1 protein-coding gene is annotated in these 969 nt (G+C 72.2%); it reads right to left on the bottom strand.

The features are described from left to right. Window positions 1-29: 29 nt before the first annotated feature. Window positions 30-824 (bottom strand): ABC transporter ATP-binding protein, encoded by a 795-nt coding sequence (locus tag GKQ77_RS33010; RefSeq protein ID WP_219692820.1) that lies wholly within the window; start codon window positions 822-824, stop codon window positions 30-32. Window positions 825-969: the final 145 nt, after the last annotated feature.

Here is a 969-nt window from a genome sequence, read left to right as displayed (position 1 = left end):
GGAAAGATCCGCCGCGAAGCGGCGGGCCGTCAGCCCCGCACGGCGGGGCCCCGGCCGACCGGGACCACCACGGGCGCCCCATCCGCCCCGGCCCGCAAGATCTCCGCCTCAATCCCGTAAAGCGTCATGACGAGCCCTTCGTCGATGACAGACCGCGGCGGCCCCACCGCCACCACCCGCCCCGCCAGCATGGCGACGACGACATCCGCGTACCGCGCCGCCGCCGCGAGATCGTGGACGACCATCACGATGGTCCGCCCCTCCGCCGCGACCTCCCTGACCAGGTCGAGGACCTCCACCGCGTGCCCGATGTCGAGCGCGCTCGTCGGCTCGTCGAGCAGGACGACCGGCGTCTCCTGGGCCAGCGCCATCGCGAGCCAGCACCGCTGTCGCTGCCCGCCGGAGAGCTGGTCGAGGCGCCGCTCGGCGAGTCCGGCCGTACCGGTGGCCTCAAGGGCCCGCGTCACCGCCCGCTCGTCCTCGGCGGACCACTGACGGAACAGCCCCTGATGGGGGTGGCGCCCGTACCGTACGAGACCCGCGACCGTCACCGCCTCGGGCGCCTGCGGAGACTGCGGGAGCAGGGCGACCCGGTGGGCCGTCTCGCGCTGCTTGAGCCGCCAGATGTCCGCGTCGCCCGCGAACACCCGCCCGGCTGTGGGCCGGTGGAGCCGCGCCATGCAGCGCAGGAGCGTGGACTTGCCGCAGCCGTTGGGGCCGACGATGGCCACGACCTGGCCGGATCCGACCGTGAGGTCGACGCCGTCGACGGCGGTGTGCGCGCCGCCGTATCCGGCGGTGAGCTGCTCGACGCGGAGTTCCACGAAAGGTGCCTTTCCGGGTTCGAGGGGCTCACCCCTTGCAAGTTCGACCTAAGGTAAGGCTAACCTTAGCCAAAACCCCGGTCGGTGACGACCACTTCTTCATGTCCCCTTGATCCCGGAGCTGTTGATGACCGTCCCCCGCCGC

This window comes from Streptomyces anatolicus, assembly GCF_019400875.1.
GTDB classification, from domain to species: domain Bacteria; phylum Actinomycetota; class Actinomycetes; order Streptomycetales; family Streptomycetaceae; genus Streptomyces; species Streptomyces anatolicus.
The sequence above is the reverse complement of the archived record's forward strand: the minus strand, read 5'-3'. Positions and strand labels throughout refer to the sequence as shown.